At 44.6% G+C, this 18,073-nt stretch carries 15 protein-coding genes; 12 read left to right on the top strand and 3 right to left on the bottom strand.

Features of this window, described 5'->3' with window-relative positions:
• Window positions 1-8: 8 nt before the first annotated feature.
• Both ftsH and rlmE read right to left on the bottom strand, forming a co-directional pair.
• Window positions 9-1,955 carry an ATP-dependent zinc metalloprotease FtsH gene (gene ftsH / locus J5X92_RS09580; RefSeq protein WP_208805593.1) on the bottom strand — a complete coding sequence of 649 codons (1,947 nt, stop codon included), beginning with the start codon at window positions 1,953-1,955 and terminating at the stop codon, window positions 9-11.
• A gap of 110 nt (window positions 1,956-2,065) precedes the next feature.
• A complete protein-coding gene (gene rlmE, locus J5X92_RS09575; RefSeq protein ID WP_208805592.1) occupies window positions 2,066-2,695 on the bottom strand; it encodes a 23S rRNA (uridine(2552)-2'-O)-methyltransferase RlmE in 630 nt (209 codons plus the stop codon).
• A 95-nt stretch (window positions 2,696-2,790) separates the two neighbouring features.
• Between rlmE and yhbY the strand changes: the two genes are divergently transcribed.
• Together yhbY and J5X92_RS09565 are read left to right on the top strand one after the other, a co-directional pair.
• On the top strand, window positions 2,791-3,084 hold the full coding sequence (yhbY, locus tag J5X92_RS09570) for a ribosome assembly RNA-binding protein YhbY (RefSeq protein WP_013784361.1): 294 nt from the start codon (window positions 2,791-2,793) through the stop codon (window positions 3,082-3,084).
• 137 nt (window positions 3,085-3,221) lie between these two features.
• Entirely contained in the window at window positions 3,222-4,052 is an 831-nt protein-coding gene (locus tag J5X92_RS09565) for an SDR family NAD(P)-dependent oxidoreductase (RefSeq protein ID WP_208805591.1), read from the top strand.
• 113 nt (window positions 4,053-4,165) lie between these two features.
• Here J5X92_RS09565 and J5X92_RS09560 read toward each other — a convergent pair whose 3' ends face one another.
• Window positions 4,166-6,541, bottom strand: a complete 2,376-nt coding sequence (locus J5X92_RS09560) for an ATP-binding protein (RefSeq protein ID WP_244360546.1) — start codon at window positions 6,539-6,541, stop codon at window positions 4,166-4,168.
• A gap of 405 nt (window positions 6,542-6,946) precedes the next feature.
• Between J5X92_RS09560 and leuS the strand changes: the two genes are divergently transcribed.
• The 10 genes from leuS (at window position 6,947) to J5X92_RS09510 (ending at window position 18,066) form a co-directional block, all read left to right on the top strand.
• The gene (gene leuS / locus J5X92_RS09555) at window positions 6,947-9,550 is read left to right on the top strand and encodes a leucine--tRNA ligase (RefSeq protein WP_208805589.1); all 2,604 of its coding nucleotides are present in this window, start codon (window positions 6,947-6,949) and stop codon (window positions 9,548-9,550) included.
• Window position 9,551: 1 nt separating this feature from the next.
• Window positions 9,552-10,073 carry an LPS assembly lipoprotein LptE gene (gene lptE, locus J5X92_RS09550; RefSeq protein WP_126872224.1) on the top strand — a complete coding sequence of 174 codons (522 nt, stop codon included), beginning with the start codon at window positions 9,552-9,554 and terminating at the stop codon, window positions 10,071-10,073.
• Window positions 10,074-10,075: 2 nt separating this feature from the next.
• Window positions 10,076-11,104 carry a DNA polymerase III subunit delta gene (gene holA, locus J5X92_RS09545; protein WP_041452538.1) on the top strand — a complete coding sequence of 343 codons (1,029 nt, stop codon included), beginning with the start codon at window positions 10,076-10,078 and terminating at the stop codon, window positions 11,102-11,104.
• A 4-nt stretch (window positions 11,105-11,108) separates the two neighbouring features.
• Window positions 11,109-11,819 (top strand): nicotinate (nicotinamide) nucleotide adenylyltransferase, encoded by a 711-nt coding sequence (gene nadD / locus J5X92_RS09540; protein WP_013784367.1) that lies wholly within the window; start codon window positions 11,109-11,111, stop codon window positions 11,817-11,819.
• An 8-nt stretch (window positions 11,820-11,827) separates the two neighbouring features.
• Window positions 11,828-12,145, top strand: coding sequence for a ribosome silencing factor (rsfS, locus tag J5X92_RS09535; protein ID WP_013784368.1), 318 nt, complete (start codon window positions 11,828-11,830; stop codon window positions 12,143-12,145).
• A 78-nt stretch (window positions 12,146-12,223) separates the two neighbouring features.
• Entirely contained in the window at window positions 12,224-12,694 is a 471-nt protein-coding gene (rlmH, locus tag J5X92_RS09530; protein ID WP_013784369.1) for a 23S rRNA (pseudouridine(1915)-N(3))-methyltransferase RlmH, read from the top strand.
• Window positions 12,695-12,708: 14 nt separating this feature from the next.
• Window positions 12,709-14,598: a penicillin-binding protein 2 gene (gene mrdA / locus J5X92_RS09525; protein ID WP_013784370.1), complete on the top strand. Its 1,890-nt coding sequence runs from the start codon at window positions 12,709-12,711 to the stop codon at window positions 14,596-14,598.
• Window positions 14,598-15,713, top strand: coding sequence for a rod shape-determining protein RodA (gene rodA / locus J5X92_RS09520; RefSeq protein ID WP_129737976.1), 1,116 nt, complete (start codon window positions 14,598-14,600; stop codon window positions 15,711-15,713). Before mrdA ends, rodA begins: the two co-directional genes overlap by 1 nt.
• A gap of 1 nt (window position 15,714) precedes the next feature.
• On the top strand, window positions 15,715-16,635 hold the full coding sequence (locus J5X92_RS09515) for a septal ring lytic transglycosylase RlpA family protein (protein ID WP_208805588.1): 921 nt from the start codon (window positions 15,715-15,717) through the stop codon (window positions 16,633-16,635).
• A gap of 246 nt (window positions 16,636-16,881) precedes the next feature.
• Window positions 16,882-18,066, top strand: a complete 1,185-nt coding sequence (locus J5X92_RS09510; RefSeq protein WP_172602865.1) for a D-alanyl-D-alanine carboxypeptidase family protein — start codon at window positions 16,882-16,884, stop codon at window positions 18,064-18,066.
• Window positions 18,067-18,073 lie beyond the last annotated feature (7 nt).

Here is an 18,073-nt window from a genome sequence, read left to right as displayed (position 1 = left end):
ATCAATTTCTAGCTAGGTAAGTCACCTGGTTTACCAACAGACGGCTTTTCAACACCATCGTTAGTAATTTCGCCTTCGCGAGTAGGTTTACCGCCGCTTGGCTTGTCACCATCAGAAGGACGACGGTCGTCCCAATCTGCAGGAGGACGAACCTCGCGACGTTCCATCAAATCATCAACTTGCTTCGCGTCGATAGTCTCGTACTTCATTAACGCATCTTTCATGGCTTCCAGAATATCCGCGTTATCTTTTAGGATCTTTTCAGCTCGTGCGTAGTTGCGATTAATGATGTCTTTAACTTCTTCATCAATTGCTAAAGCAGTTTGGTTTGACATCCTGATTGAACCAGATGAAGAACGACCTAAGAACACCTCGCCTTCTTCTTCTGCGTAAAGCAATGGCCCCATCTTGCTTGACAAGCCCCATTGCGTCACCATTTTTCGCGCAATATCAGAGGCGCGCTCAATATCGTTTGAAGCGCCAGTAGTTACGCCTGCTTCGCCAAGGGTCATTTCTTCAGCAATACGTCCACCATACAAACTAGAAATCATACTTTCTAAATGCTGTTTACTGTGGCTGTACTTGTCTTGTTCTGGAAGATACATAGTGACACCCAGCGCACGACCACGAGGAATAATAGAAACCTTGTAAACAGGATCGTGTTCTGGAACCAAGCGACCAACAATTGCATGCCCTGCTTCGTGGTAAGCCGTGTTGGTCTTTTCTTCCTCAGTCATCACCATAGACTTACGCTCAGAGCCCATCATGATCTTATCTTTCGCTTTCTCAAACTCTTCCATCGCCACTAGACGTTTATTACCACGTGCAGCGAATAAAGCAGCTTCGTTAACCAAGTTAGCTAAGTCAGCACCAGAGAAACCTGGCGTACCACGAGCAATAACACTTGGTTCAACGTTATCGGACACAGGTACTTTGCGCATATGAACTTTAAGAATCTGTTCACGACCACGGATGTCAGGTAAACCAACAACCACTTGACGGTCAAAACGACCTGGACGTAACAATGCAGGGTCTAACACATCAGGACGGTTAGTCGCGGCAATAACAATAATGCCTTCATGACCTTCAAAACCATCCATCTCAACAAGCATCTGGTTTAGCGTTTGTTCACGTTCATCATGACCACCACCTAAACCTGCGCCACGCTGACGACCTACCGCATCAATTTCATCGATGAAAATGATACAAGGCGCTGCTTTTTTCGCTTGCTCGAACATGTCACGAACACGCGATGCACCAACCCCCACAAACATTTCCACGAAATCTGAACCTGAAATGGTAAAGAACGGTACTTTGGCTTCACCAGCAATTGCTTTTGCAAGCAAGGTTTTACCCGTTCCAGGAGGACCAACCATCAGGACGCCTTTAGGAATTTTACCGCCTAATTTTTGGAACTTAGATGGGTCGCGTAAGAAGTCTACCAGTTCAGTCACATCTTCTTTTGCTTCGTCACAACCTGCAACATCAGCAAATGTGGTTTTAATTTGGTCTTCACCTAAAAGGCGAGCTTTGCTTTTGCCGAAAGACATAGCGCCGCGACCACCGCCACCTTGCATTTGACGCATGAAGAAAATCCATACACCAATAAGCAGAAGCATTGGGAACCAAGAAATGAAAATAGATGTGAGAAATGATTGTTCTTCTGGCGGCTCACCGTAAACGCGCACATCGTTTTTAACCAAGTCAGATACTAACTTGTCATCAAAATACGGTACGTACGTTTGAAATGTTTCGCCTGAACGTCGGGTACCACGAATTTCGCCGCTATTATCAATGCGAACTTCACGGATGTTACCCTGCTCAGCTTCTCTTAAAAAAGTTGTGTAATCGGTCTGTGTTTTCGACGATTCACCAGGTGAAAAGCTCTGAAATACAGACATCAACACAACGGCGATAACCAACCATAAGATTAAATTTTTTGCCATATCGCTCAATGCTACTAACCTCTAAAAATCCGAAAGAATATACTTGTGAAAGATAAAACCACGAGTGCTTCCCTTACACACATAAACTTTCGCAACGAAAATCGCTTACTCAAAGCGTACTACACTTTGTACCCAAGAGCCACCAAATACACCTCACGAGACCGTGATCGTGATGAATCGGGCTTACGTGTTTTTATGGTTGTGAACGAGTCACGTAATGCACGTAGAAAGGTATCAAAGCCTTCTCCTTGGAAGACTTTAATCATAAAACCTCCACCTGGTTTCAGTACTTGATGACACATATCCAGCGCCAATTCACACAAGTACATCGAGCCAGCTTGATCTACCGCTGCATTTCCAGACAAGTTCGGTGCCATATCAGACAACACTATATCTACGGTGTTCCCGCCAATTCTGTTCAATAACGCATTTAAAACAGCTTCATCTCTGAAGTCACCCTGCAAAAAATCAACGCCAACAATAGAATCCATCGGTAAAATATCGCATGCGATAACTTGCCCGTTGTCTCCTACCAGTTCAGAAGCGAGTTGTGACCAGCCTCCTGGCGCAGCCCCAAGGTCCACTACTGTGTTACCTTTGCTGATAAGTTTGTCTTTTTGCTGAATTTCTTCCAATTTGAAGAAGGCACGCGATCGCTTACCCTGCTTCTGCGCTTTTTGCACATAATGGTCGTTAAAATGTTCTGTTAACCAGCGTTTACTGCTGGCAGAGTGCTTCTTTTTTGTCATTCCAATACATTGTCATTAGGATTGTAGAGAAGATGGCGTTAGAATACGTTAATTCAAGCTTAAATTTATAGATTAATTGTAAGAAAATTGACTACATGAAACTTTCAAATAAACAGAAACAATTTTTAAAAGGCCTAGCGCACCCGCTAAAGCCTATCGTACAGCTAGGTTCAAACGGCCTTACTGAGGGTGTTGTTGCGGAAATCGACAACGCATTAAATTTCCATGAACTGATTAAAGTTAAAGTTCCCACTGATGATCGTGAAGAAAAATCGCTCATCATGGATGCGATTGTTCGCGAAACGAAATCAGAAAAGCTACAAGTAATTGGTCACACGCTTATTCTTTACCGTCCGAGTGAAGAGCGTAAAATTCAGTTGCCAAAATAAGTCATGCCGTGGTGCCGGTTTTTGCTGGCACCATAGTTTTCGTACCGTATTGCCGTTAATATTATGTTAACAAACATGATAATGTCGTTGTGTACATAAATTAACAAACAATAATACGGAATCTACACGGAAGCCCTATGACAGAAACCAAGCCTATTCCCGACTCGCTTAAAACTCCCTATTTGCAACAAAAGTCACTTGAAAACCGAACTGCCATAGTTACTGGTGGGTGCTCCGGTCTTGGTCATGCTACTGCCATTGCCCTTCGTGCTGCTGGTGCCAATGTGTGTTTGCTCGATTTAAATGAAGACATGGGTAAGCAACGTGTAGAAGAACTCGGTGCTGAACATACCTTGTTTGTTAAGGTTGACGTAAGAAGCGAAGACGACATTACCCATGCGATAGATAAATGCCTTTCTCGTTTTTCCACGCTTTCTCTGTGCGTAAACTGCGCCGGTATTGCCCCTGCAAAGCGTTTACTGGACCGAGATGGTAATCCAGCCCCCTTAGGTGACTTTCAAAACACGATTGATATTAATTTAGTAGGTAGCTTTAATGTGGCGCGTCTTGTGGCGGCAGCCATGGCGGAACAAGCCGCATTGAATGAGGAAGGCGAGCGAGGCGTTATCATTAATACAGCCTCTGTAGCAGGCTATGAAGGGCAAATAGGACAAACCGCTTACGCAGCAAGCAAAGGCGGCATTATTGCGCTGACCCTACCTATGGCGAGAGATCTTGCCCCGCTAGGTATTCGGGTTAACACTATCGCGCCAGGGGTAATGGGAACACCTATGCTGCTTGCCATGCCAGAGAAAGTACAAGACGCTCTTTCTAGTAACGTTCAATTTCCTAAACGCTTAGGTTTGCCTGAAGAGTTCGGTAAATTGGTGCTGCATATTGCCGAAAATAACTATTTAAATGGTGAGACTATTCGCTTAGACGGCGGCTTAAGAATGCCGCCAAAATAATTGGCTGTATTGCTATATCAACAAAGAGCATCAAATTGATGCTCGAATTTTCTTATGCAAAGACCGAGCAGCCTGAACGGGTGCAGCATTGAGCGACCGGCGAATGAAAGCGCTTATTCGCCGTCGCCACCGTTAACCATGAGTGCAATATTGTATAAACGATTCACTGCATGATAGTTAATGGTGTTTTTGGGGTAACGACCTCGGCTACTTAATGTACCGGCATCTTGCCCCATCAATACGGTCAAGGCATCATCTACCGTTTCTACAGTATGAATGTGGAACAAGCCTTTTTTCACCGCATCAATGACAGTGGCATCTAATACCAAGTTGATTGCATTCGATTTAGGAATGACCACACCTTGTGTACCCGTTAAGCCGCGGTGCTGACATAAGTCGAAGAAGCCTTCAATTTTTTCATTCACCCCACCCACCGCTTGCACTTCGCCATACTGGTTAATTGAGCCTGTAATAGCGAGGGTTTGTACGCATGGAATTTCGGTTAACGCAGAAATTAACGCCACCAATTCTCCTAATGACGCACTATCACCATCGATGTGCCCGTACGACTGCTCCAACGCAATATTAGCCGACAAGGTTAGCGGGAAGTGCTGAGCGTATTTATAACCTAAATACCCTGTTAATAGCATCACGCCTTTTGAGTGAATCGGTTGGCCTAGCTCTACTTCACGTTCAATATCAACCACGCCACTTGCGCCAGCAAATACCGTAGAGGTAATGCGCGCAGGCGTACCAAAAGCAGTGTCACCAATATCTAGCACCGTAAGTCCATTCACTTTACCTATGGCTTTGCCATCGGTAGCAATAAGTACATGCCCTTCTTTAATATCATTAAGTAGAGTTTGGCTTACTCGCCCGGTTCTGCGTTTTTTAGCACTAAGTGCGGTGCGCAAATGGTCAAGCTCTAGGGTTTCACTACCTGACTTTACGCAAAAATAATGGGCTTCATTCACCAACTCAATCACTTCAGCAAAATGTGCTGAAAGCTTTTCTTGGTGTTCAGCCATGCGCAATGAATATTCGACTAAGCGGCACATAGCATTGGCGGTAATACCGGTTAAGTTAAGCGCTAAAATGTGTTTGCGCACTTTGCCCACAAAATCGAACAAAGCTTGTCGAGTCACCTGAATTTCTAAATCGAAATCGACCAGCACACGAAACAGCTCATCAAATTCATCATCGTAATCTTGCAAGGTGTAATACAATTCTCGCGACCCTAGCAGCACTATCTTTACGTTCAAATCGATAGGTTGAGGGTTTAGGGTAATCGCATTTACCATACCGACATCTTGCTGGGGTAAATCCATTTTCAAACTACCCGATTTCGCCGCCAGCTTAAGGGTATCCCACACATAGGGCTGTTCTATTAACTGGTCGACATCAAGCAGCAAATAACCGCCATTGGCACGATGTAATGCGCCAGGGCGAATCATTCGGTAATTAGTGTAAACACTGCCATGAATATTAGTGTATTCAATTTTCCCGAACAGGTTTTGATACGTTGGGTTTGGCTCATAGATTACTGGCGCGGAGTCATCTAGACGATTCGCAACCAATACATTAGGCAGAAATTGCTCTTCTAAGAATAAGCGTTTATCGAATTCATCACTTTTTTCGTCTTTTTGCTCTTCAGCCAAAATAAGTAAAATAGCATTCACAAGTGCAGTTTTAAGCTGCTTTAAGTATTTTAAAATGCCTAAATCTGACGCGTATTTGTGCTCTAGTACCTTTAAAAGTGGCTTAATGCCTTGCTCGGCAGTTTGCTTATCTAGCTCACGCAAGCGCTCTGAATTTTCACGTTTCCACGAAGGCAAACTTAATAAACTTTCACTTAGTCTATTTTCTAGCTCGTCTATCAAGTTATAAAAGAATTGGCGCTTTTCGTCGCTAGCGGTCGCAAATTCAGCATCGCTAATGGGTTTACCATCAACAATAGGTGAAAACGTGATAGTGCCTCCATCTTCGCTCATTGCCACTTCATTAGCTTTTGCAAAACGTTCTACCGCATCAATGGCGCTATCATATTTTTGATCGAACTCACGAGAAATGCTGGTTCTACGGCGCTGATAACCCGGGTTATCAAATGCCACCGGAAAGGTATCTAGCACATCATCAATTAAACTAGTGATGTCTTTTTGAAATGCTTTGCCGCCACCAGGCGGAAAACGAAGAGCAACTGGCTCGCGCTCTTCATCAAAGTTATTGATATAACACCAATCATCTGGTGCAGGCAGCACGGCTACTTGGCGTTCAATGTAATCTTTTACCAAGGTAAAGCGACCCGTAGCCGGTTCACCCATCACATAAAGGTTATAACCTTTCGCGTTAATGCCAAGACCGAAGGTTAACGCTTCTCGCGCGCGCTCCTGCCCTATAAATGTGGCATTTAGGGCTTCATCGTCTTTTAAGGCAGCATTCACTGCTTTTCGATTGATGGTTGGGGTTAGGTCAACTGGATCTAGGGCCATAGTGGTGCTTTCGCCTGGCATAGTGTTCTATTTATTGGGCTTTAGGGTAAGTGAAACCCTATTTAAGTAGTGTGTCAAACCCTTATGCCGTAAAGCACTGTTTCGGGCCTCTAATCGATGAATTAACGAACAATCGCGGCTATTAATTTTTATGTACGAAACCGCTATCAAGTGAAACCTTTGCCAATACGCTTACTTTTTCAACAAGTAGTCACAAAAAAGTCGTGCTAACCTAGCACTAGCTATTGAGGCTAAGTGTAGCGCTGGGTTATTCTATGCGGCTACATGCAAGTTAAACCTGCAATATTGTGATTCTGTCCAACGACGACTCACACCCCACGATGAAATTTGGGGGAGCAGGTTTCATGAACGTTTTAACTCTAATAATGCGGAAGCCTAAGTTTCATGGCCGAAAATCAGTACAACCCGAAAGATATAGAACAACGTGTTCAGCAATACTGGGAAGAAAACAACTCATTTCAAGCAAATGATGATGTAGAAAAAGAGAAGTTCTACTGCCTCTCTATGTTCCCTTACCCAAGTGGTCGCTTGCATATGGGTCACGTGCGTAACTACACCATTGGTGATGTTATTAGCCGTTATCAGCGCATGCAGGGTAAAAACGTTCTCCAACCAATGGGTTGGGATGCTTTCGGTCTTCCAGCAGAAAACGCCGCGATTAATAATAATACTGCGCCTGCCAATTGGACCTATTCCAATATTGATTACATGAAAACTCAGCTTCGCTCTTTGGGTTTTGGTTACGACTGGGATCGCGAAGTAACAACCTGTAAGCCAGACTACTACCGCTGGGAACAATGGTTCTTCACTCGTCTTTACGAAAAAGGCTTGGTTTATAAAAAGAACTCAACCGTTAACTGGGATCCGGTAGACCAAACCGTTTTGGCTAATGAACAAGTTATTGACGGTCGCGGTTGGCGCTCTGGCGCATTAGTGGAACAAAAAGAGATTCCACAATGGTTCATTAAAATTACCGACTACGCCGAAGAGTTGTTGGCTGACTTAGAACAGCTTGAAGAATGGCCTGATCAAGTGCGCGCCATGCAGGCGAACTGGATTGGTCGCTCTGAAGGGGTAGACATTACCTTTAACTTAGGTAAAAACGGCAGCGACATAAACGATTTAACCGTTTACACCACTCGCCCTGATACATTCTACGGCGTAACCTACGTGGCAGTCGCTGCTCAGCATCCATTAGCTGAATTTGCAGCAAAGACGAATGCTGAACTTGCTACCTTTATTGACGAGTGCAAAAATACCAAAGTAGCCGAAGCAGAATTGGCTACCATGGAGAAAAAAGGCTGTGATACGGGCATTCAAGCAGTACATCCTTTAACGGGTGAATTGTTACCTGTTTGGGTGGCGAACTTTGTATTGATGGATTACGGTTCAGGCGCAGTAATGGCTGTACCAGGTCACGATCAACGTGATTGGGAATTTGCGACCAAATATGGCTTAACCATTAAGCAAGTTATCGCGCCAAATGCAGATGCAAAAGAAGAATGTGATTTAACCGTCTCTGCGTATACCGAAAAAGGCACCTTAATAAATTCTGAAAAATTCGATGGCCTAGCGTTTGACGATGCGTTTAATAACATCGCAACCGCACTGGAAGAAAAAGGCTTTGGTAAACGCAAAGTAAACTACCGTTTACGAGATTGGGGTGTAAGCCGTCAGCGTTACTGGGGTTCACCTATTCCCATGCTTAACTTGGAAAATGGTGAATCGGTTCCTGTCCCAGAAAGCGAATTGCCGGTAGTACTTCCTGAAGATGTGGAAATGAACGGTGTTACATCGCCGATTAAAGCCGATCCTGAATGGGCGAAAACCACCTACAACGGTGAACCTGCACTTCGCGAAACTGACACCTTCGATACCTTTATGGAATCGTCGTGGTACTACGCTCGCTATGCAAGCGCTACAAATCACGATGCAATGCTTGACCCTACTTCATCGAACTACTGGCTGCCTGTCGATCAGTATATCGGTGGTATCGAACATGCCATCCTGCACTTATTATACTCTCGCTTCTTCCACAAACTATTGCGTGATGAAGGCTTGGTAAATTCTGATGAACCGTTTAAGCGTTTGTTGTGTCAGGGCATGGTGCTAGCAGATTCTTACTACCGCGAAGATGATGCTGGCAAGAAAACTTGGTACTCACCCACTGAAGTGTCTACCGAAAAAGACGAGAAAGGCCGTATTGTAAAAGCATGGCTAACCGCCGATGGTGAACCGGTTATTCATGGCGGCATGACTAAAATGTCGAAGTCGAAAAACAACGGTATTGATCCACAAGAAGTTATCGACCTATATGGTGCCGATACGGTGCGTTTATTTACGATGTTCGCTGCGCCTCCTGAGCAAACACTAGAGTGGGTAGATTCGGGCGTAGAAGGTGCTAACCGTTTCTTACGTCGTATTTGGAAGCTGGTAACCGAGCACGTTGAAAAAGGTACGCCTGTTGCCCTTAACGCAAAAGCGCTGAATAAGAACCAACAAGCATTACGCCGCGAAGTGCACAAGACTATTGAAAAAGTCTCTGATGACTTAGGTCGTCGCCAAACGTTCAATACCGCTATCGCCGCTATTATGGAGTTATTGAACCATCTTCAAAAAGCACCACAAGAAGATGCGCAAGATATTGCCATTATGCGTGAAGCTGCAGAGTCATTAGTCTTGCTACTTAACCCTATTACCCCTCACATTTCTCATGAATTGTGGAAAGTATTGGGCCAGACAAGCGATATCGATCATGCCCCTTGGCCTGTCGCCGATAAAGCAGCCTTGGTTGAAGACGAAAAGCTTATTATCGTGCAAGTTAACGGTAAGGTTCGCGCTAAGATGACCGTAGCTGCTGATGCCAGCAAAGACGCCATTGAAGAAGCGGCCAAAGCACAAGATAACGTGCAACCGTTTATTGAAGGTAAAACAATACGTAAAGTTATTGTGGTACCAGGAAAACTTGTCAACATAGTGGCTAACTAATATGCGCCGTTTACTTCGTTACACAGTGGTATTGAGTGCACTTTTTGCACTTGGCGGTTGTGGATTTCATTTAAGAAGTGCCCCTAGCCTTCCTGAAAATGTAAAATCAGTGCTTATCACCAGTGCTCGCGCTCATGCACCTCTTGCAAGAGCGCTTCACAACCGCCTTACTGTGTACGGGTTAAATGGCGTCTACCAACAAGATAGTACGTCGTCTAACGACGGCGTATCTTTGTATTTACTGCCTGAAAAATTAGAGCGCAGACTGCTTTCGGTTTACGCTTCGGGTCAAGTTGCTGAATACGAACTGATTTATACCGTGCGTTATCGGGTTCAATTCCCTGACGAGGAAGCCATTATGGCTACCTTCGATGTAATGCGTGATTATCAAGATGATCCCGATCAAGTATTGGCGAAATCAAGAGAACTCGAATTAGTACTCGATGAAATGCGTGCCGAGGCAGCGGACATTATTATCCGTAGGCTTTCAAGCCAAGCCTCTGCTGCTAAGCTGATTAATTAAGCATGCAAGTCTACCCAAACCAATTTTCCAGTGAGATAGGTAAAGGATTAGCATCCTGTTACTTGGTGTTTGGTGATGAGCCTCAGCAGAAGTTTGAGGTGATAGAGCAAATCCGCACCACGGCAAAAGCCAACGGTTTTGATGAGCGCACAGTGCTTGTGGCCGACACTGGCTTTTCATGGAATCAGCTGCTTGAAGCAACCCAAAGCATGTCGTTGTTTTCAAACCAACAGTTTATTGAATTAGAACTTCCTACAGGAAAACCCGGCGCAGAAGGCAGCAAAATGCTGCAAGAAGTGGCTAAAGGGTTAACTCAAGATACTCTTCTTCTAGTGCATGGTCCTAAAATTGGCAAAGACGTACAGCGTGGGAAGTGGTTCAAAGTACTCGATGACATGGGCGTTTCTGTACTCTGCTACCCTTTAGAAGGCAGGCAACTTAGTGCATGGATCAGCAATCAAGTAAAACAACATCAGCTGACTATTAATGCAGCTGGAATGAAAATGATTGCCGATTTTTGCGAAGGTAATTTACTAGCAGCAAAACAAGAAATAGATAAGCTTGCCCTACTTTACCCTCAACAGTCCGTGTCTGAAGCACAGATTGAACGGGCGATGGTAGATCAATCTCGCTACAACGTGTTTCAGTTAGTAGATGTCATGCTAAGCGGCGATGCCAATCGCTGCGTGAAAATGCTTTACCGATTAGAAAGTGAAGGCTTAGAGCCAAATATTATTATTTGGGCCCTGATTCGTGAATGGGAAGTCTTATGGAAATTGAAAAGTGCTACCGCTAATGGTGAAGCCATTCAATGGCAAAAGTTTGGTATTTGGCGCAACAGGCAGGGCTTCTATCAAAGTGCGTTAAATCGCCTTAGCATAGAACAGCTGCTACAAATTCAGGATGCCCTCACCCAAGCTGATTTAGCGTTTAAACAAAACGTTATTTCTCGCCCCTTCGTGAAGCTTTGCCACTTATGCATGATGTTTATGGCGATGGGTATTTTTCACCTTCCTTTGATGGAAGCCTAACATTTTGGCTATTCGCGCCATTTTAGGGGGGACGTTTAACCCGCCCCATTTAGGTCATGTATCACCTGCGCTCCATTTATTGTCTGCGCTGAATATCGACGCCCTCGGTTTAATGCCTTGTAAATTACCGCCGCACAAATCAGTGGCCGTTAGCGAAGAACACCGGGTCAACATGGTGAAGCTGTGTTGTGAGCAAGATAAACGCTTGTACCCCGAGCTAATCGAACTCTCGTTACCTTCACCTTCTTACACGGTAAAAACCCTTCGGGCATTAAAAGAAAGAGACAATAAGACAATCTGTTTTTTCATTGGCGCCGATTCCCTGTATAATCTTAAGTCTTGGTTTGAGTGGGAGCGTTTGCTTGATTTCTGTCACCTAGTGGTAATGCGTCGCGACAGCGATACATTTACACCACCTGATGACTTGGTTGAGTGGTTAAAAGCCAACAAAACAGAGGACGTTCTGCAACTACATGCTCAGCCTAATGGCTTAGTATTTCTTGCAGATACCCCATTACACCCTGTTTCATCAACGCAATTGCGCAGCGCCGTTCAAACGGATGCATCATCGACATTGCAAGAAACATATATGAACGAAACAGCATTGCATGACGCAAAGTTTCAAGCCACGACATTAATAGCAAAGTGGCTGCCTCAGGCAGTCTCAGACTATATTTATACACATCGGTTATACCAAGAATTATCAAATAAGTGAGGAAACACTTGGAGAGTCAACAACTCAAGCAGTTCGTAAAAGATAAAGTAGACGACATGAAAGGCCGCGATATTATAGAACTGGATGTTCGTGGCAAATCAACCATTACCGACACCATGATTATTTGCTCTGGTAACTCTAAGCGCCATGTTGTTGCTATTGCTGAGAATGTAATAGTAGAAGCTAAAAGCGCAGACGAAGCACCAACAAGCGTGGAAGGCAAAGAAACTGGCGAATGGGTATTAGTAGATTTTGGCGACGTTATTTTGCACGTAATGCAAGACGAAACCCGCGATTTCTATCAGTTAGAGAAGCTGTGGTCATAACAAAGCCAACCGCAGACTTATAAAAAGGGCTGCGGTTAACTTTGTTGGTAGTTTGATGTTCTAAAGGATTTACCCACTGTGCGTATACAAATTGTCGCCGTAGGTACAAAAATGCCCGCCTGGGTCACCACTGGGGTAGATGAATTCCTTCGCCGTTTCCCCGCCGATTTACCGGTGAGTTTCACCGAAATTCCCGCTGGTAAACGCGGCAAAAATGCTGATATTAAACGCATTTTAGAAAAAGAAGGCGAACAAATGCTCGCCGCTATTCCTAAAGGTAACCGCGTAGTGACATTAGAAGTCACTGGTAAGCCTTGGGACACCCCCACATTAGCTAAACAGTTAGATAATTGGAAAATGGATGGCCGTGATGTCAGTCTTTTGATTGGCGGACCTGAAGGTTTAGCACCTGAATGTATTGCCGTGTCTGAACAAAAATGGTCACTGTCTGCACTTACGCTTCCTCATCCGCTTGTAAGAATTATTCTTTCTGAAAGTCTATACCGCGCTTGGTCTGTTACTCAGAACCACCCGTATCATCGCGAGTGAGAGAATAGCCTTTTATGCATCGCAAGCGCCAAGCAATTCGAGACCACTCGGCTGAAGCAAACTTATTTGCCAGACGTGCGTCTATCGCCTTTATTATTGTTGTTATGATGCTAGGCGTGGTGCTGAATAACCTTTATTCCCTGCAAGTTGAACAACACGACGTTTACCAAACTCGCTCAAACGGGAATCGCATTAAGGTATTACCTGTTGCGCCAAACCGTGGGTTAATTTATGACAGAAACGGCATATTGCTTGCGGAAAACCGCCCTGTATTTAGCTTAGAGATCACACCTGAGCAAACTAACGATTTAGACGCCACCTTAGATGGCTTAACCCAATTGATGGGCATTACCCCAGAAGAACGTGAAAGCTTTAATGGCAGCTTAAAAGGCCAACGACGTTTTAAACCTATTGCCCTGCGGACTAAATTATCCGAAGAGGATGTTGCATTATTTTCTGCCAGCAAACATTTGTACCCCGGGGTACAAATTGAAGCGCGACTAGCTCGTCATTACCCTTATAAAGAAGCCCTTACCCATGTATTAGGTTATGTGGCGCGTATTAATAAGAAAGACCTCCAAAAGCTGGTAGAAGCAGGGCAAGAAGATGACTATGCTGCCACCCACGACATCGGCAAATTGGGGGTAGAGAAATACCACGAAGAGCTATTGCACGGTTCAGTGGGTTACCAACAAGTGGAAGTGAATAACCAGGGCCGGATAATTCGTGTGTTAAACGTCGACCCACCCGTGCCCGGTAAAGACATTGTATTAAACATCGACCTTTCCCTACAAATTGCCACCCAGCAAGCACTGGAAGGTCAGCGCGGCGCGGTGATCGTGAGTGATGTAAAAACGGGAGGGGTATTGGCGTTATTTTCAAACCCCAGTTACGACCCGAACTTGTTTGTTCACGGTATCAGCAGAAAGAATTACTCTGCCCTGTTAAATTCCCCCGATCGCCCCCTAATAAACCGCGCCACTCAAGGCCAGTATCCACCTGCATCTACCATTAAACCTCACCTTGGCTTAATTGGACTTGAAGAGGGGATAGTCACCGAAGAGTATACGATTCAAGATAATGGTCGCTATCAGTTACCCAACGTATCGCATACATGGCGGGACTGGCGAAAGTGGGGCCACGGCGAGGTAGATATCGCAAAAGCAATAGAAGTCTCCTGCGACATTTATTACTACGATTTAGCTTATAAGTTGGGGATAGATAAAATCAGTGAAGCCATGTACGAATTTGGATTTGGTGATTTTACCGGTATCGATTTATACGAAGAATCTGATGCGAATATGCCTAGCAGAGGCTGGAAGCGTGCACGATTCAACCAGCCTTGGTATATCGGTGACACCATTCCTGTCGGTATTGGTCAAGGATTCTGGTCTACCACCCCTATTCAGTTATCGCAATCAGTGAACACATTGGTTAATCGTGGCGAACGTATAATTCCGCAAATTATTCGCGGGTTTATGCATGAAGATAGCTCGGTAGAAATTATTCCACTTAAAACCCTTCGACCTATCGAGATTAAAAACCAGCATAATGTCGATATTGTACTGAATGCGATGCACGACGTAGTGCATGGTAAAGAAGGTGGTGCTCGCCATACGTTTGCTGACGCCTCCTATCAGTCTGCGGGCAAAACCGGTACTGCACAGCTATTTTCCGTGGGGCAAGATGAAAAATACGATGCTGAAAAAATAGATGAGCGTTTGCGAGACAATGCCATGTATGTAGGCTTTGCCCCCTTTGAAAACCCAGAAATTTCAGTAACCGTCGTGCTTGAGAACGCCGGTGGCGGTAGTAAAAATGCCGCTCCTGTGGCCAAGAAAATCATGGATTTCTATTTTCGTGATCGGGTTTTCGACACCGAAATTAGCAAGGTTGACGAATAATGAAAAAGAACACGCTCAACCCAAATAAAACCAGTTTTTTACAGCGTATTCATATTGATGGTTGGCTGTTTTTAAGCCTTTTAGTGCTTATGTCAGTGGGACTAGTAACGCTGTATTCAGCATCAGGACAAGACAGCGGTCAAGTAGAACGTCAAGTTACGCGCCTAGCGCTGAGTATAGCGGTCATGTTTGGTATCGCACAAATTCCCCCAGGCGCATTTCGTCGCCTGTCGACTTACGCTTATATTGCCGGGCTGCTAATGCTTATCGCGGTATTGTTATTTGGCGACATGGGTAAAGGCGCTCAGCGTTGGCTCGACTTAAAGTTTATTCGCTTTCAACCGTCAGAGTTAATGAAGCTCGCGGTGCCTATGATGGTCGCCTGGTATATTAGCAAGTTTACGCTACCTCCTCGCACCATGAATATTGTGGTTGGCTTTCTAATGGTGGCTATCCCAACGGTACTTATTGCTAAACAACCCGATTTAGGGACATCGCTGCTTATTGCCAGCTCCGGCATCTTCGCGATATTCCTCGCCGGTATGAGTTGGCGGCTTATCGGATTTGTTGCGCTGTTACTCGGTGGTTTCGCGCCTATTATGTGGTTCTTTTTGATGGCGGAATATCAAAAGCAACGGGTGTTGACGTTTTTAAACCCAGAGAGCGATCCACTCGGTTCGGGTTACCATATTATTCAGTCGAAAATTGCGATAGGTTCAGGTGGTGTAGATGGAAAAGGCTGGTTGCAAGGTACCCAATCACAATTAGAATTTTTACCTGAACGACACACCGACTTTATTTTTTCGGTTTTCAGTGAAGAATTTGGCCTTACTGGGGTTATTGTTCTGCTGATTATTTACCTTTGCGTTATTTTACGTGGGCTTATTATTGCGAGTCGAGCTCAAGACGCCTACTCTAAGTTACTGGCAGGCAGTATTACGTTAACCTTCTTCGTTTACGTGTTTGTAAACATGGGGATGGTATCTGGATTACTGCCTGTGGTAGGAGTGCCACTGCCTTTAGTCAGTTATGGAGGCACTTCTATGGTGACATTAATGGCAGGCTTTGGCATGCTAATGTCTATTGCCACTCAAAAACGATTAATGTCTCGATAACATGCGCACACTACTGTTAATACTGCTTGCTTCATTTATACTCGCCGCGTGTAAGTCAGCGCCTAGTGGACGCTATACTCAGCATCAAGACACTGCCCCGAATCATGTAGCGAAAGTGCCTGAGACTTTGGATGCCGTTCCTAAATATGAAGCATATAGAATGTTTAACAGCCGCCCTTACAAGGTGCTAGGCAAACATTATACACCGCTTACATCAGGTAAAGGGTTTGAAGAAGTAGGTTACGCCAGTTGGTATGGTCAGAAGTTTCATGGCCATTTAACGTCAAATGGTGAAACCTACAATATGTTTGCTATGTCGGCTGCCCACAAAACCTTACCGCTTCCTTCTTACGTGCGCGTGACTAATTTAGACAACGATAAACAAGCGATTGTGCGAGTGAATGATCGTGGCCCTTTTCACGATAACCGTATCATCGATTTGTCGTACGCTGCGGCGGTAAAGTTGGGTTATCACAACAAAGGTACGGCAAAGGTAAAAATTGAAGTCATTCACTTCGACCCCGAAAACAATGTAACAGTTGGTATTAACCCGACCGTTAGTTACGACGAATACATTGGTATTGCTCCCCTTCCCTCAGCACTAGCATCAACATCACCAGTGACACCATCATCTGAGGTCGCCGAGAGCACCTCAGCGCAAAGCGATAGTCTTCAGCAAACCTCAATCTCTCTGGACGGTTATTTTATTCAGGTGGCAGCACTATCAAATCAGAAGAAAGCAGAGTCTATTTCAAATGTACTTTCTGCGCTTTATCAGGTGCCAACACACATGCCTGTAGTAGGCAATGTATATAAACTTCAACTTGGTCCGATTGAAGATGAAGCGCTTGCTCACGAATTGTTAGAGCAGTTAAAACAAAACGGCTACCCCCAAGCTTATAAGATAAAACAAACCCTCTAACGACTCGCTCAAAAAACCGTCACAACTATGGCAATAATGTGGCGAAACGCGTTTCAAATCTGTCATTTATGGTGCTTTTTCGTTGTTTCGTAGCCTAATCTCCATTAACAGCTAAACTTTTCGGTTTAACCCTAGTCGAACTATGCGCCTTACGTTAGAATTCTAAACCAAGTAGTAGTATTAACTGTGTAGCGTGCCTGCTGTTCAGTTTTAAACGGATAATAAACGGTCAAAGAAAATAAAATCATGCTCAGAATAATTCAACGCGCTAAACCGTCTTTTCTCTCCTTCGCTTTTATGCTTTTCAGTGCACTAGCGCTGTCAGCAAATGCAGCAGTGGTTACCCCACCGGCTCCATCAGTAGCAGCGGGAGGCTTTCTTTTAACCGACTTTGAAACCGGACACGTTATCGCGTCGAAAAACGCAGATATGCAATTGGCACCAGCCAGCTTGACTAAAATCATGACCATTTATGTGATTGGTAAAGAACTGCAAGCTGGTAACATTAGCCTTTCTGACGAAGTAACCATTTCTGAAAATGCATGGGCCAAAAAATTCCCAGATTCATCAAAGATGTTTATCGAAGTGGGTACGCAAGTATCGGTAAGCGATTTATTACGCGGTATTGTAGTGCAATCAGGTAACGATGCCTGTGTTGCCATGGCCGAGCACGTAGCTGGCTCACAAGCGGCATTTGCTAGCATGATGAACGCCCACGCCCAAGCACTTGGTATGACTGGCTCGCATTTTGTAAATGCACATGGGCTTCACGATCCTGACCATTACACGACACCTCGTGATATGTCGATAGTGTCTCGCGCACTTATTGCTGAAACCCCTGAAATGTACAAAATTTACAGCGAAAAAGAATTCACGTTTAACGGCATCAAGCAATATAACCGTAACAGCCTGTTATGGGACAAAAGCTTAAACGTTGACGGTATTAAAACGGGTCATACGTCAGATGCTGGATACAGCCTTATTACTTCAGCCTCTCAAGGCGACATGCGCTTGATTTCTGTGGTCATGGGTACCGACAGTGAAAGAGCCCGTAAAGTAGAAAACAAGAAGCTGCTTAAATATGGTTTCCGTTTTTATGAAACGCTAACCCCATACCAAGCTGGCGACAGTTTTGTTGCACACCGCATTTATATGGGCGATAGAGAAACCGTAGACCTTGGTATTAACCAATCTACCCCCATTACCATTCCACGCGGCCAAGCGGCTAACTTGGAAGCCAATTTTGAACTAGACAAAAAACTAGAAGCGCCACTGGCTAAAGGCCAAGTTGTAGGCACACTTTTCCTTCAACTTGAAGGCGAAGATGTAGCCAGCTACCCCCTTGTCACTTTACAAGAAGTGAAAGAAGGCAGCATGTTTAATCGCATTAAAGATTACATTATGCTGCAACTGGGTTTCGACGAAGCGTAACATTACG

It is taken from the genome of Alteromonas sp. K632G (genome assembly GCF_017653625.1).
Classification (GTDB): domain Bacteria; phylum Pseudomonadota; class Gammaproteobacteria; order Enterobacterales; family Alteromonadaceae; genus Alteromonas; species Alteromonas naphthalenivorans.
This window is presented reverse-complemented; position numbering and strand designations above follow the sequence as displayed.

Excerpts from the sequence above, each read along its gene's own strand:
- rlmE (WP_208805592.1), bottom strand. The coding sequence starts at position 2,695 with ATGACAAAAAAGAAGCACTCTGCCAGCAGTAAACGCTGGTTAACAGAA.
- yhbY (WP_013784361.1), top strand. The coding sequence starts at position 2,791 with ATGAAACTTTCAAATAAACAGAAACAATTTTTAAAAGGCCTAGCGCAC.
- J5X92_RS09565 (WP_208805591.1), top strand. The coding sequence starts at position 3,222 with ATGACAGAAACCAAGCCTATTCCCGACTCGCTTAAAACTCCCTATTTG.
- J5X92_RS09560 (WP_244360546.1), bottom strand. The coding sequence starts at position 6,541 with ATGGCCCTAGATCCAGTTGACCTAACCCCAACCATCAATCGAAAAGCA.
- leuS (WP_208805589.1), top strand. The coding sequence starts at position 6,947 with ATGGCCGAAAATCAGTACAACCCGAAAGATATAGAACAACGTGTTCAG.
- lptE (WP_126872224.1), top strand. The coding sequence starts at position 9,552 with ATGCGCCGTTTACTTCGTTACACAGTGGTATTGAGTGCACTTTTTGCA.
- holA (WP_041452538.1), top strand. The coding sequence starts at position 10,076 with ATGCAAGTCTACCCAAACCAATTTTCCAGTGAGATAGGTAAAGGATTA.
- mrdA (WP_013784370.1), top strand. The coding sequence starts at position 12,709 with ATGCATCGCAAGCGCCAAGCAATTCGAGACCACTCGGCTGAAGCAAAC.
- rodA (WP_129737976.1), top strand. The coding sequence starts at position 14,598 with ATGAAAAAGAACACGCTCAACCCAAATAAAACCAGTTTTTTACAGCGT.
- J5X92_RS09515 (WP_208805588.1), top strand. The coding sequence starts at position 15,715 with ATGCGCACACTACTGTTAATACTGCTTGCTTCATTTATACTCGCCGCG.
- J5X92_RS09510 (WP_172602865.1), top strand. The coding sequence starts at position 16,882 with ATGCTCAGAATAATTCAACGCGCTAAACCGTCTTTTCTCTCCTTCGCT.